A 14,156-nucleotide genomic window follows, 5' to 3' on the forward strand; every position below is an offset into this window, starting at 1 on the left:
TCGTTGACCAATTGTGGATAATTTCTGCAGAATTTTAAATATTTAGCCCTGGTTTTCAGGCTTGCCCATTTTAAAATTTACAATTAATGAACTCGAAAAAAATACTCCTGGCGACTGCTGTTCTGTATTTCGGTATTGCCGATGCCCAACAGTCTCAATACTTTACGCATAAAGAAAACTACAGGTTCAACCTGGCCGAAAACCTTTATCAGACCAAAATCTACAATGCTTCACAGTACGAATATGCAAGACAATATTTCTATAATGAAAACCTGTCCAGATCCAGGCAGGAAGCAGCGCAGTTTTTTGATAATGTCATCGGCGTGATCCTTCAGAAAAACCATGCGGAAGAAGGGCTGACGGCTTTTATCAGGCAGTATCCCAATTCTGCCTACTTCGCCCAGGCCAACCTGCCGCTGGCAGATTACTACCTGGCGAAAAAAGATTTCCCGAAAGCACTGGAAACCCTGAAAAAGATCAACCAGTACCAGCTTTCCAAAGAAGAGAATACACAGTATATCCTGAAGCTGGGGTATGCCAAATTCATGATGGGAGATTCCAAAGGGGCTACGGATGCCTTAGAGGAAGCCTATACATCCGCTGATGAATCCCAGAAAGGAGACATTGCCTACATGCTCGGGCACCTGTACTATTCAGACCGGCAGAATGAAAAGGCGTTCCAGTATTTCGACAGGGTAAAAGACCGTCCGGAATATGCCAAGCTCATACGTCCTTATTATGTGCAGATGTATTATAATGACAAAGATTACGATAAGGCGATTTCTGAAGGGACGGCATTGCTCAATGAAGATATTTCAGAAGCTTACAAAGCGGAAGTCCATAAAATTATCGGGGAAAGCGAATTTATGAAAGGGAATTATGATGCGGCTTATCCGCATCTGAAAGACTACCTGAGCGTCCAGCAGAACCCGTCTGAAAATGACCTGTATGAAATGGGGTTTGTTGCCGCCCAGCTTAAAAAATACGATGAGGCGGTTTCTTATTACAACCAGTTGCTGAACAGCAATTCCGCACTGGCACAGAATGCCTATTACCAGCTTGGGAATGCCTATCTGGCGGTTGGCAAAAAGCAGGAGGCCCTTTCGGCGTTCCGTTCTTCTTACCAGATGAATTATGACCCGAAAGTTAAAAAGCTGGCCCACGAGCAGTATGCAAAATTGAGTTACGATATCGGGAACCCGTTTGAAAGTGCTTCAACGGTAATCCAGAATTACATCAGCGAAAACCCGAACAGCGCAAACGGTGCGGAGATGAGGTCGCTGCTGGTGAAGTCTTACCTGTATTCAGGGAACTACAGGGAAACCCTGAATGCTATCGACAGGCTTCAGAATTCTTCCCCTGATATAGACAAGATCGACCAGGAAGTTTCTTACCTGCTGGGTACCGAAGAGTTCAACAAAGGAAATTATGATGAAGCCGAGCAGTATTTCTTAAGAAGCTTAGGATTCAACATCAATAAAGAATTTAACAACCGCGCACTATACTGGCTGGGGCAGGTGTATTACCAGAAAGGTAATTACCCGTCAGCCATTGCCCGGTATGAAAAGCTGCTTAGCCAAAGCTTCCCTGAAAAGCAGCAGCTGCCTTACGACCTGGGATATGCTTATTTCAAATCCAAAAAATTCGACCAGGCGGAAACGTATTTCAGGCAATATTTAAGCAATCCGAAACCGGAATTTAAAAATGATGCGGAGCTTCGCCTGGCGGATATCAATTATGCCAACAACAACCTGAATGAAGCCATTGCCATCTATGACCGGAATGAAGATGCGACGGATTATACACTGTACCAGAAAGCCATGGCTCTAGGGTTCAAAGGGGATACACAGGCAAAGATCACTAACCTTAAAACGCTTTTATCGAAATATCCGGATTCCGATTATTACGACGATGCCCAGTATGAAATCGGGACGGCCTATGCGGCCCAGGATGATTTTTCAAACGCCAATGATTTCTTTAATAAAGTCATTAAAACATCATCAGATAAAGATCTGGTAGCCAATGCTTCCATTTACAGGGCACAGAATTACATCGACCAGAATCAGAGCGATAAAGCGCTTTCTGAATTAAGGTCTCTCGGCCAGCAGTATAAAAATACCGCGTATGCGGAGAAAATCGTCCAGGCTGCAAAACCCATCTTCACAAAGAACGGTGACGTGGCAGGGTATGAAAGCTTTGCAAGAAGCATCGGAGTTAATATAGATGCCTCTGAAATTGATGAGATCAACCTATCCACCGCGAAGCAGCTGTTCACGAAAAAGGATTATAAGAATGCCATTTCCTATTACGAAAAATACCTGACGCAGAACCCGACAGGAGAGGGACTGTACCAGGCCAAGTATGAACTGGGGGAAAGTTATTACCAGACCAAAAATACCACCAAGGCCCTTTTGGTTTTACAGGAAGTAGCCGGTGTTGCCAATGATTACCAGGATGATGCACAGACGCGTCTGGCACAGATTTACATTGCGCAGGGAGACAGCGCGCAGGCCAGGACCTATCTGGAAAGCCTCAGAAATTCTTCGGACGTAAACATAAAAAATTACGCCAATGTAGAACTGATGAAGCTGTATGCCGAGGAAAAGAACTTTTCACAGGCGGAAAAATTGGCGGATGCGGTAATTGCAAATAACAAAAACTCCGTAGCAGTTATTGAAACTGCAAAAGTGATCAAAGCGAGAAGCCTGATGAATTCCGGTAAAGACAAGGATGCACAGGCTGCTTATACGGTGCTGGAGAAATCTTCCAATACATCGGTAGCCGCAGAAGCTTTGTATGCAAAAGCTTATTACCAGAATAAGGGAAAAGCCTTTAAATCTTCCAACGAAACCATCTTTAAGCTGGCCAATAATTATGCTTCCGAAGAATACTGGGGAGCACGCGCTCTGGTACTGATGGCGAAGAATTACGTAGGCCTGAAAGACAATTACCAGGCAAGCTATACCTGTGATCAGATCATTGAAAACTACAAAGACTTCCCGGAGATTGTAGCGGAGGCAAAAGAGGTTAAAAAATCGATTAAAAAGTAAGTATAAAGTGTACAGCGTAGAATGTAAAAGTACAACGTACCGTTAAAATACAGGATACACCAGACATTAATACAACCATAAGCAATGAACAGGAAAATTCAAATATTATCTATATTATTCTTAGGGATCTCGTCGGCTGCGTTTTCCCAGATCAGAGAAGAGAAACTGATCCTTAATAAAAAAAGGGAACCGGAGGTAAGGAAGATCGAAAAAAAGAAAACTTCGGTGGAGACCATTAAAAACTATCCGCCGGAAGAAAAATCGCAGAATCCCGTGCAGTATACCATTACGGATGTTCCTGCGGTATCAGACTTCAAGACGTCCACCATTCAGGGCCAGGACGTAACACCGAAGTTTGAAGGTTCGGTTCAGAACAACTATGTCCAGTTCGGAATGGGGAATTACGGGAAGATCCTCGGGGATGCCAACATTTCAAAAACACTGGAAAATAAAATTGAAGTGGGATTGGATGCGCATTTCCTTTCAACACAGGGCCTGAAAAAAGACTATCCGTGGGATTCCAAACAGAGCTCTACCACTTTGGGAGCCTTTCTTAATTCTTACGGGGACAAAGGAAAGTTTAATTTAAATGCCGAATACGGCTTAAACAGCTATAATTATTACGGTATTTATGCCCTGGAGCCCGGAGATGTGGACCTTGACCAGCGGGTGAACCAGTTTAAGGTAAACGGATACTACGATTTTTATTCCAATGAAATCCTGAATGACATCAGGGTGAAATCTTCCTTTTTAAAAGACCATTTCGATGCCCAGGAAAACCAGGTTTCGGTATTGGCTAATTTATCAAAGCATGCGGTTGAAATCGGGAAATCCGGGATTAACCTGAATGCTGATCTGGGGGTAGGGCTGGAAGCTGTAAAAAGCGAGTTTGCCATTGTTGATAATAATTCAAGCAACTTCGTCAATATCAGTCTGGCCCCGAAAGTGACCTTCAGAAAAGGGGAGTCGTACCTGATGCTGGGTTCGTCATTCTCATTCCTGAACTCAAAAAATTCGAATGTCTTGATGGCAGAGCAGATGAAGAATAACAAAACGTATTGGTTCCCGCAGGCGGAATTCCAATATGCCGCTGCCCAGGAATTCAAGTTTTACGGCGGTGTGGACGGTGGCCTGAAGCTGAATACGTATGCCGATCTGTTACAGCAGAATCCCTTCATTGTTTCTGACCAGTACCTGAGACCTACTGAAACCAAATATCATTTCTATGCAGGTTTAAGGGGAGATATTGACGAAACTTTTAAATACGATGTTTCCGCAGGGTACGGGAAAATGGGGAATATCATGTTCTTCAGGGCAAACGATTTATTTGACTATACTTCCGTCAGCCGTTCGGCCTATAATTATGCAAATACGTTCTCTGCGATTTATGATGACGGAAACGTAAGCGATGTTAAAGGAAGCCTGCAGTATTTTCCTCTGGCCAACCTGATACTGGATGCAGAGGTGAAATTTACCAAGTTTGACCTTAAAAATTATGAAGATATCTACAATATTCCGCTGTTTAATGCCTCAATCGGGGCAAAATATACCATGCTGGACCAAAAATTATTGCTTGGTTTTAAAGGGATTTTTGCCAGCGACAGAACCACGAATTCGTTTGTGCTTGAGGGAGTTGGGAGCCCGTTGGTGTACCAGTCTGCAGAGGATACCCATGACATAGTTGGGGGGTATGCTGATATAAATCTTTCCGCAGAGTATAAAGTTCACAAAAATTTCAGTATTTTTGCCATCGGAAACAATCTTCTGAGCTCAAAATACCAGACGTACAAAGGCTACAAAGTTCTTGGTGCACAGGTTTTGGGAGGCGTGAAGATTACTTTCTAAATATACAATGAGGGCTGCGTAGTTCAACTGGATAGAATATTGGATTTCGGCTCCAACGGTTGGGGGTTCGAATCCCTCCGCGGTCACCAAAAGCCCCTGTTTCAGGGGCTTTTTTGGTATGTTACCCCCTGTTTAATATTACAAAATAAAAACTGTTTAAATAAAAAGCCCAGGATATGTCCCGGGCTTTTAAATTTTTGTTCAGATGTAATCTAAAAACAATTTATTTTTCTTAACTCCTTTACTGTTCAGCGTTGTGATCCGGGAAGTCCTGTTCCGGTTTAATGGTATAAAACTCAATATATCCGCATTCCGGACAGAACATCAGCTTTGCGGGAAATGACTGTGAAGATTCGTTCAGCTTCTTGGTTTCACTGTCAAAGTCCAGTTTCGGTAAATTAACGAACGTCATATTGGTTAAAAGTTCGCTTTCGTGATTGATGCATACGTAATCACCTTTTTCATTTTTCGGCATATCTGCTATTTTTTTGGTTATTACATAGTTAATGATAATATATTGAGTATAAGATGATTTCAAGCATAATGATCTTTAATAAAAAGACTTCTGCATGGCCATGATCACCTGTGGGAAATTATTATTAAATACTCAGAGCCTGTTTAAATTTAGTTACAAATATAATCTCCAGCCGATTAAGGTAACTGCGCAGATCTGGATAACCCATAAAAAATATGCTGAACCTGTTGAATCTGCGAGCGTATATTACAGAATAAGATTTAAATCTGCCATAAAAATGTAAAGCTATAAGTATTAAACAGACTTATAAACAGGCCCTGCCTCTTTTTTACAAAAACAGTTAACAGTTTAAGGATTCTGGTCATATCCGGCCACCTGAATCTGGGATAGAGGGACCTGATATAAATAATCATTTGTGGTAATGGTATAATTATAATTGAGCTGTGCAGCAGCCTGGTTGATTACGGCTACTCCCGTATTCCAACGGACCAGGTCATGCCAGTAAACCCCTTCGCCGGCAAATTCCACCCTTCTTTCTTTACGGAGCGCCGTGGTAAAGTCGGAAGCGGATATTGAAGCCGGAACCGGAGCGAGCCCTGCCCTCTGGCGGATCCTGTTTAAATAAGGGACCGCAGCGCTTGTATTGCCCTGATTATTTAAAATTTCCGCATACATCAAAAGGACATCGGCATACCGTATAACCGGGAAGTTGATGGGCCAGTCATAACGGTTGGTAATCACCATGCCTTTTTCGCGGAACTTCACGAAAAAATTAGCATTATCGGGCTGTCCGTTCTGTGCAATGAAGCTGGTCCTGACGGTTAGAGGAAGCCTCAGGTCTCCGGGTTCATATGCATTAATCAGTGACTGGGAAACCCCCAGTTCGGCAGGACTGTATAAGCTGCCCTGCGCGTTATAATAAGGATCAGCCGTCCCGAAATTCGGTGAAACATAACTTGGCAGGTAAGAACCCTGCGACAGGCCTCCGCTGATGTGCTGGATCTCGAAAATATGGTATTTGTTGTCGTTGGCACTTTTGAACAGATCTGCATAATTGGGAGCAAACGTCACAAACTGGCCTTCTCCCTGAATGACTGTAAACAAATGCTCTTTTGCTTTTTGAGCATACGAACCGTTATTGAGCGGATAACCGGATCCGGTAAGGTACATTCTGCCCAACATGGCATGGGCCGCAAATTTTGTAATCCTTCCTTTGTTCGCTGCATCATAGACATTTTTTAAACCGGCTACAGAGGCCTCAATTTCTGAAGTAATGAAATTATAAAGTGTAGCCAGATCTGTTCTCGGTATTTTGGCAGCTTCTTCAGGACTCACGGGTTTATCAATAAGAGGGACTTTCCCGAAAATACGCATCAGCTCAAAATAAGCATAGGCTCTCAGGAAACGGGCTTCAGAACGGTATTGCTCCTTCAGTGCAGGATCCGCAAACGGCACTGCATCAATTCTGGACAAAAGCGTGTTGGCATAAGAAATCTGTTGGTAGGCATCTTCCCAGAGGATTTCGATCTCATCGGTAGATGAGGTATCCTGAAAACGGTTGATGGCATAATAATCCCTGTTTCCGTTCTGCGAGATGGCATTGAAGTTATTGGAACGGACTTCTGATGCCAGTAAGTAAAAATTAACGTCATAGCCTCCCCGGGATGAGGCGTTCACCATAGCGGAGTAGACCCCTGACAAAGCCTGGCTGATCTGCAGCTCGGTGGTATAAAAAGAGTTCTGGGTAATGTTGTTTTCCGGTTCCAGCAGCAGGTCCTTTTCGCAGCCGGCCATTCCCAGCATCAGGGTGCCGCATAGCAATGCTTTTGTAAGAGATCTCACAGGTGACGGTAAATAGGACGCATTTATTTTAGTGATTTTCATTTTTTTTATCGTTTAAAAGTTAAAGTTTAAGCCCATCATATAGACCTTGGCATTGGGATATGCTCCGTAATCGGTACCGTCTGACTGTACGGACTCCGGATTGTAACCCCCGTAATAGTGGTCTTTTCTCCAGACATTTTCCAGGCTGACATAAATCCTCAGGTTGGAAATTTTCAGTTTATTCGCCAGCTCCTGTTCAAAATTGTATCCCAGGGTCACGTTTTTCAGCTGGATGTAAGTGGCATCGTACAGCCACCGCGTGTCAAGAAGACTTCCCGTAGTACCGTCAAGCCTCGGCGTTTTTCCGTCGCCGGGATTCTCATCGGAACGCCAGCGGTTGGCCCAGTTGCCCATAACATTGGTGGTGGTGCCCATCCCGGTACGATCGATGGCACGGCCCAGCAAAGCATAGCTGTATCCGCCTTTCTGCCCCTGAAAAAATACCGAAAGGTCAAATCCTTTGTACGAGAATGTATTGGTAAAGCCCCAGTAGTAATCCGGGGTAGGGCTCCCGATAATGTGGCGGTCGTTTTCATTGATGACACCGTCGCCGTTTACATCCCGGTATTTAACGTCTCCTGCAATGGCACCGTTTGTTTTCGCGATCCCCGAATTGTTGATATCTGCGGTTGACAGAACACCGATGGCCTCATACAGGTAAAAAGAATTGAGCTCTTCGCCCACTTTAATAATGTTCGTACTGCTGCTGAAACCGGTATATATTGGTGCATTGTCGCTTCCCAGCTGCAGCACTTTGTTATTGTTGAATGCAATATTTGCTGAAGTATTCCATTTAAATGCCCCGGTTAAGTTTTTTGTGCTTAAATCCAGTTCCAGGCCCCGGTTCTGGACCGAACCGACATTCTTCCACATGATATTGTAACCTGTAGCATAAGGAATCGGCTGCTGCAAAAGAAGGTCGTTGGTTTTTTTGATATAATAATCCGCTGTAAAATCTATTCTGTTGAAGAGCCCCAGTTCAAAACCGAAATCAGAAGACTGTGTTTTTTCCCAGGTTAAATCAGGATTGGGAATGGTAGTGGGTATCAAACCGTTTGATAAACCTCCGCCAAATGAATAATTTCCGCCAGCCAGTGTACCGAAAGCCCGGTAATCTCCGATGTTATCGTTTCCGTTTTCTCCCCAGCTGTATCTCAGTTTTAAGTTGCTCAGCCAGGTTTTATCCTTTAAAAATTCTTCCTCATCCATTTTCCATGCACTGCCGAATGCTGCAAAAGTCCCGTAAAGATTATTCCATCCGAATCGGGAAGAACCGTCTCTGCGGATACTGGCAAACAGCAGGTATTTCTTTTTGTAATCATAGTTTACACGGCCGAATAATGAGATCAGCATCCGTTCTGAAGCCGTATATTCTGAATTTAATACCGATGCAGACTGGGTGAAGTTAAATGTTTTTAAATCGTCATTGGGAAAGCCTTTATTCCTATTATACTGGCCTGTCGTCCTGTAATTTTCTGCACTGTAGCCGGCAAGGGCAGCCACACTGTGGTTCCCAAAGGTCTTTTTATAATTTAACAGGGCTTCTCCCAGGTATCTGTTGTAATTTACCGTTCGGCGGCTGGCTATGCTTACCTGCCCCGGGATATTGGTGATCAGGTTGAACGTTGGGGTATAGCTGTTGTTGAGATTAAAGTTATTGGTTGCGCCCCCTGAAATTTTAAAATTCAGATTGGGGGTAATATCATAAGACATATAAAGGCTGGACAGCAACCTGAATTCATTGGTATTGTTTGTCGTATTTTCTAATACCCCGACCGGGCTTTGCGAGGAGCTGGCCCAGCGGTACCGGTCGTTTTTCCAGAAATTGGTATAAACGCCTGCTGACAGTTCTGCCACGGGTACCATCGAAAGCATTTTATGGGCTTCATTGTCTTTTCCATCCACCGCAGCTCCGTAGCTTCTGGAATAGCTTGGCCTCAATGTGATTCCGGCCTTCCATTTATCTGAGATATTTACGTCAACAACGGCACTCAGGTTAACCCTGCTGAACCCGGTATTGACAGCCAGGCCCTCCTGATCGAAATACGCCGCGGAAATTGCATATTTCACATCCTTGCTGCCTCCTCTTACAGACAACTGGTAATTCTGGATGGCTGCCGGACGGTAGAAAGCATCCTGCCAGTCTATGTACGCCACCTGGTCGGTTCCCCAGCGGGGATCAACCATAAAATTGACATTCGCTAAGTTATAATTGGTGGTATTTGCCAGATTGAAATAATTGGCTCTTACCGCATAACTGTCTGATGCGGAGTTTCCCGGCGCTAAAGCTACCCATCTTTTATTAATGGATTCGGTAGCATAATCAATCCATTCCGAACTGTTCATGATATCCAGTTTTTTTTCGATGGTCTGGACACCGTAATACTGGGAAAATGAAAATGAAGGTTTCCCTGATACTCCTCTTTTGGTAGTTACGATCACAATCCCGTTAGAACCTCTGGATCCGTACATGGCCGTGGAAGCGGCATCTTTCAACACTTCAATCGATTGCACATCATCCGGGGAAACATTTGACATATCATCAGCCACCATTCCGTCCACCACATAAAGCGGGGAATTGCTTGCAGAGATGGATGCACTGCCACGCACCCTGATTTCTAAAGGTTCTCCGGGTTTTCCCGAAGTGGTCCGTGTCTTGACCCCGGCAATCTGGCCCGTCAGAGCCTGATCAACCCTTGCAATGGGGCGGTCCTTGAAGCTTCCGGCACTTACCCTGCCGACAGCGCCTGTAACTTCTCCTTTTTTCTGCGTACCGTAAGCGATGACCACCACTTCTTCAATGTCTTGGGTCTTATTATTGGAGTTCCGTAGAGTGTCCTGATTCCTGGCTGTACCGGCCGTTTGTTTTTCCTGTGATAAGACAAAACCTGAGGTACCTATTAAAATACCCAGCGTTATTATGGATTTCTTCATTCTGTGGTTGGTTATTATATAAAAAGATTACTGATATGATTCTGCCGATTCAAACAGGCGAAATGCATGATCAGGATCAATATGATATTTCTCATGTTTTTATTTTCATAAAAGTATGCTTATCGTCAATGCCGGCTATCCTGCAGTTACCTGTTAATGTCACTTAAGATAGAAATATAGCCTTCCCGTTCTTCTGACGGTGATTTTTTCCTGAAAGCATGGATTGATGTTGCCCTCAGAATTTCAGGAATACATCATTTTCAGCAAAAAAAATTCCCTGAAAAGCATCTGAACTATTTGAAAAGAACTTTAGAAATAAGAGTAATTTAATGATCGATAGAGACATTGTATAATGACAATGTCCTGCAACAGATAATTCATGCTGGACGAGTATATATAAGCTGCCGGCAAAGCTGATGTACAATAAAACTATCCTTATATTTGGATGAATAAATTATTCAGTACACTGATGAATTCCGCACTAAGAAAACATTTTGAAGAAATCATACCGCTCACGGATGAAGAATCCGGATATCTTGATCCCTTTTTTAAAACTAAAAAGCTGAAGAAGCACCAGTACCTGATCCAGGAAAACGAACCGGTCACGCATCTTTATTTTGTTGTTAAAGGCCTTCTCAAAGCATCCCTGACTGATAAAGAAGGTAAGGAACACATCATACAGTTTGCCGTTGAAAACTGGTGGATTTCAGATTTTCAGGCTTTCTATAATAATGTGCCGTCTGTAACCAATATCCATTGTCTTGAAGATGTGGAAGTATGTGGTATTTCAAAAGAAGATCTAGAAAAGATGTGCTCGGAAAACCATAAACTTGAACATTTTTTCAGGATCAAAAACAGTTTCGGCTATGTTGCGCTACAGCAGAGGATTCTTTCCCTGCTTACCACCCATGCAAAAGAAAGATTTGAGCAGTTTTCAGATCAGTATCCGCAGCTGCTGCAGAGGATTCCCAAAACCATCATCGCTTCTTATTTAGGCGTTTCCCGAGAAACCCTGAGCCGGATCCAGAAAAAAGTGTGATACAGGTCACAGTAAAATAGTGATACAGGTCCTGTTTTTAACCGTTTAATAAGTTCAACTTTGTGATACAATTTAAATACGATACCAAAATGGACAAAAAAGTTTTATTTGTGCTTACGAGCCACGATGAATTGGGAAACACCGGTCTGAAAACCGGATTCTGGACGGAAGAACTGGCAGCTCCCTACTATCAGTTAGCCGATAACGGCGTTGAAATTACTTTGGCATCGCCTAAAGGAGGGCTTCCGCCGATTGATCCTAAAAGTGAAGACCCGTCTGCCCAGACCGATGCGACCCGCAGAATGGATCATGATCCTGTTTTAAAGGAGAAACTTAAGAATACACATCCTTTATCAGAAGTAAAAAGCGGAGATTTCGATGCGGTATTCTACCCCGGCGGACACGGGCCTCTCTGGGATTTGGCCGAAGATGCCGTTTCCCGTCAGCTGATTGTTGATTTTTATGTCTCCGGCAAGCCTGTGGCATTGGTATGCCATGCACCCGGCGTTTTGAAAGATGTTAAAATTGACGGAGAATACCTGGTAAACGGTAAAAACGTGACGGGCTTTACCAATACGGAAGAAGATGCCGTACAGCTGACGGATATTGTTCCTTTCCTGGTTGAAGATATGCTGAAAGCAAACGGCGGAACCTACAGCAAAACAGAAGACTGGAGTCCTTACGCTGTAGTTGACGGAAGGTTAATTACAGGGCAAAATCCTGCATCCTCTGAAAAAGTGGCTGAAGAGTTACTGAAAATGATCTGAAACCGATTTTCATCTTACAGAAATTCCCGGAAGTTTTTAGCTTCCGGGAATTTTAGTGTTAAATAGTATTGGATCCAGATATTGTAGCGGGATTTTGGATCCGGGATTTATTGTGAGTCATTCTATATTTTAAAGATATAATGTCAGTTGACTGTTTTTTATCATACCATTTAAAAAGACATACACTTTATCGATGTACCGATTAATGCAGAGCATTTATCAGGCTCCGCCTTTCAGCATTTTCGATCTGCTATCCATTGGATGAGTAGGCAGAGATCATGGTGAATATCTTTTAGCATGCAGTGTTAAATTTTTTACCAGACCATATTAAACAACTTTAAATTGTCAAATAAACAACAATTTATTGTTTATAACGAAATAAGTGTAACTTTACTCTATGATTAAATAAAACACGACACGTTTTGTCGCATTGCAGAAATATTTTTGCTTCAGAAAGTTTACAGGGAAATGAAGCAGAAGTAGGGCAATGGTTAAACATGATCATATTCGCATAAAATTGATATGTATCATCTTTTTACGGTGAATTAAAAAACATATTTTTGCAGGAATTATAAAAAAATAATAATTAAAATACTAAGGACATGAAAAAACTCTACATGAGTGCACTATCCGTGTGTACGGTTCTGGGCATTTCAGCCCAGGAAGTCCTCTGGCAGAAGGACATCAAATCCTCAACGCAGGATTTCCTATCGCAGGTCACCACTACCATCGACGGGCAATACTTAATTACAGGAAGCAGCATCCGGTCCAATAAAATTTCTTCAGACAATAAGCAAAACCAGGGTTACGATTTTCACCTGATAAAATTAAATCAACAAGGACAAGAAGTCTGGGAAAAATATTTTTCCGGGAAGAACCACGATTTTTTATCGGCTACCGTAAATACACAGGAGGGTGGCTTTTTAATTTCAGGAACCAGTTACTCGGGAAAGGGCTTGGACAAAAAAGACGATTCCAAAGGCGGATCTGATATCTGGCTGATCCGGATTAATGAGTTTGGGGATGAACTGTGGCAGAAAACCATCGGCGGAGCTTCTGATGAAGAAGCCAGGGCAGTGATCCAGACGACTGATTTCGGATTCTTCGTTGCGGGTAATGTACAGAATGCAGAGAAAGGCTACGGCTCCAAAGATGTTTTGATCATCAGGCTGGATAAAAACGGAAAGGAGATTTCGCAGCTTATTCTGGGCGGGAAAGGCCTGGATGAAGTGGAGAAGATGGTCCCGACCAAAGACGGCGGGACTTTACTGGGTATCTATTCAAGAAGCGCTGCAGGAGGGTCAAAGAAAACAGAGAACTATGGCGAAGGCGATTACTGGATCATCAAACTTAACAAAGACGGCAGAGTAGAATGGGAAAAGAATTTTGGCGGCAAGGGCGATGACCATCCAAGGACGCTGGCTTTAACTTCCACCGGCTATCTGATCGGCGGGGAATCCAGGTCGGAAAGATCAGGCAACAAATCGGTTGGGATTGAAGAAGGAACCGACCTGTGGCTCATTTCACTCGATGAAAGAGGCGAAGAGATCTGGCAGAAGTCGTACAGCTTTAAGAACCGGGATGTCTTGATGGGAATGAGTGTGATGACGAAGACACAAGATACAAGAATCAAAAGCCAAGACATTACGACCGGGATTTTACTTGGCGGTTATACTCAGGCTGAGCAAAGGGTAGAGACGGATGATGAAACATTCTGGATGCTGTATCTGGATCAGAACGGAAATGAGCAGTGGCGAAAGCATGTGAAGGGAGAAAAGAGACAGCGAGAAGAGAGACTGTCAGATATTAGGCTTAACCGTGACGGCTCCATTATCCTGGCCGGCACCAGTGCTGAAGAACTTGGGAAAGAAAACTGGAAGATCGTGAAGCTGGGCGACAAGCAGATTGACCAACTGATCGAGAAGCAGGATATTAAGATCTACCCGAACCCGGTGAGTGATTATGCGTATGTGGAGATCGGATTTGACTTTAAGGAAGCGGATATTGTGATGTATGATATGGGCGGAAGGCAGCTTCAAAGTGTGAAAACCAAAAACAAAGTGACAAAGATTAATACCCAAAATCTGGTTCAGGGAGCTTACCTGATATCGGTAAAAACGGCTGAAGGAAAAACGGCGAGTGCTAAACTGATTAAGAAATAA

General features: G+C 43.4%; 8 protein-coding genes and 1 tRNA gene. 6 read left to right on the top strand and 3 right to left on the bottom strand.

What is annotated here, in order from left to right; genetic code table 11:
- The first annotated feature begins 86 nt into the window (after window positions 1-86).
- The 3 genes from SD427_RS08075 to SD427_RS08085 all read left to right on the top strand — a co-directional run bounded on the left by SD427_RS08075 (window position 87) and on the right by SD427_RS08085 (window position 4,984).
- Window positions 87-3,050, top strand: a complete 2,964-nt coding sequence (locus SD427_RS08075) for a tetratricopeptide repeat protein (protein ID WP_320560765.1) — start codon at window positions 87-89, stop codon at window positions 3,048-3,050.
- Window positions 3,051-3,134: 84 nt separating this feature from the next.
- A complete protein-coding gene (locus SD427_RS08080) occupies window positions 3,135-4,895 on the top strand; it encodes a TonB-dependent receptor (RefSeq protein ID WP_320560766.1) in 1,761 nt (586 codons plus the stop codon).
- A 12-nt stretch (window positions 4,896-4,907) separates the two neighbouring features.
- Window positions 4,908-4,984: transfer RNA gene (locus tag SD427_RS08085), tRNA-Arg, on the top strand.
- 152 nt (window positions 4,985-5,136) lie between these two features.
- On the opposite strand, the gene SD427_RS08090 is transcribed toward SD427_RS08085, so the two are convergent.
- From SD427_RS08090 to SD427_RS08100, 3 genes are all read right to left on the bottom strand, one after another.
- Window positions 5,137-5,370, bottom strand: a complete 234-nt coding sequence (locus tag SD427_RS08090) for a hypothetical protein (protein ID WP_320560767.1) — start codon at window positions 5,368-5,370, stop codon at window positions 5,137-5,139.
- Window positions 5,371-5,718: 348 nt separating this feature from the next.
- Window positions 5,719-7,254 (bottom strand): RagB/SusD family nutrient uptake outer membrane protein, encoded by a 1,536-nt coding sequence (locus SD427_RS08095; protein WP_320560768.1) that lies wholly within the window; start codon window positions 7,252-7,254, stop codon window positions 5,719-5,721.
- 12 nt (window positions 7,255-7,266) lie between these two features.
- Window positions 7,267-10,188: a TonB-dependent receptor gene (locus SD427_RS08100; protein WP_320560769.1), complete on the bottom strand. Its 2,922-nt coding sequence runs from the start codon at window positions 10,186-10,188 to the stop codon at window positions 7,267-7,269.
- 445 nt (window positions 10,189-10,633) lie between these two features.
- On the opposite strand from SD427_RS08100, the gene SD427_RS08105 reads away from it, so the two are divergent.
- The 3 genes from SD427_RS08105 to SD427_RS08115 all read left to right on the top strand — a co-directional run bounded on the left by SD427_RS08105 (window position 10,634) and on the right by SD427_RS08115 (window position 14,156).
- Window positions 10,634-11,227, top strand: a complete 594-nt coding sequence (locus tag SD427_RS08105) for a Crp/Fnr family transcriptional regulator (protein ID WP_320560770.1) — start codon at window positions 10,634-10,636, stop codon at window positions 11,225-11,227.
- A gap of 89 nt (window positions 11,228-11,316) precedes the next feature.
- Window positions 11,317-11,994 (top strand): type 1 glutamine amidotransferase domain-containing protein, encoded by a 678-nt coding sequence (locus tag SD427_RS08110; RefSeq protein ID WP_320560771.1) that lies wholly within the window; start codon window positions 11,317-11,319, stop codon window positions 11,992-11,994.
- Between the two features lie 602 nt (window positions 11,995-12,596).
- Window positions 12,597-14,156, top strand: a complete 1,560-nt coding sequence (locus SD427_RS08115; protein WP_320560772.1) for a T9SS type A sorting domain-containing protein — start codon at window positions 12,597-12,599, stop codon at window positions 14,154-14,156.

Origin of the sequence: Chryseobacterium sp. JJR-5R (assembly GCF_034047335.1) — a bacterium.
In the GTDB taxonomy this organism is placed as follows: domain Bacteria; phylum Bacteroidota; class Bacteroidia; order Flavobacteriales; family Weeksellaceae; genus Chryseobacterium.

Coding starts and splice junctions, on each gene's coding strand:
- SD427_RS08095 (WP_320560768.1), bottom strand. CDS start 7,254: ATGAAAATCACTAAAATAAATGCGTCCTATTTACCGTCACCTGTGAGA.
- SD427_RS08080 (WP_320560766.1), top strand. CDS start 3,135: ATGAACAGGAAAATTCAAATATTATCTATATTATTCTTAGGGATCTCG.
- SD427_RS08105 (WP_320560770.1), top strand. CDS start 10,634: ATGAATAAATTATTCAGTACACTGATGAATTCCGCACTAAGAAAACAT.
- SD427_RS08100 (WP_320560769.1), bottom strand. CDS start 10,188: ATGAAGAAATCCATAATAACGCTGGGTATTTTAATAGGTACCTCAGGT.
- SD427_RS08090 (WP_320560767.1), bottom strand. CDS start 5,370: ATGCCGAAAAATGAAAAAGGTGATTACGTATGCATCAATCACGAAAGC.
- SD427_RS08110 (WP_320560771.1), top strand. CDS start 11,317: ATGGACAAAAAAGTTTTATTTGTGCTTACGAGCCACGATGAATTGGGA.
- SD427_RS08075 (WP_320560765.1), top strand. CDS start 87: ATGAACTCGAAAAAAATACTCCTGGCGACTGCTGTTCTGTATTTCGGT.
- SD427_RS08115 (WP_320560772.1), top strand. CDS start 12,597: ATGAAAAAACTCTACATGAGTGCACTATCCGTGTGTACGGTTCTGGGC.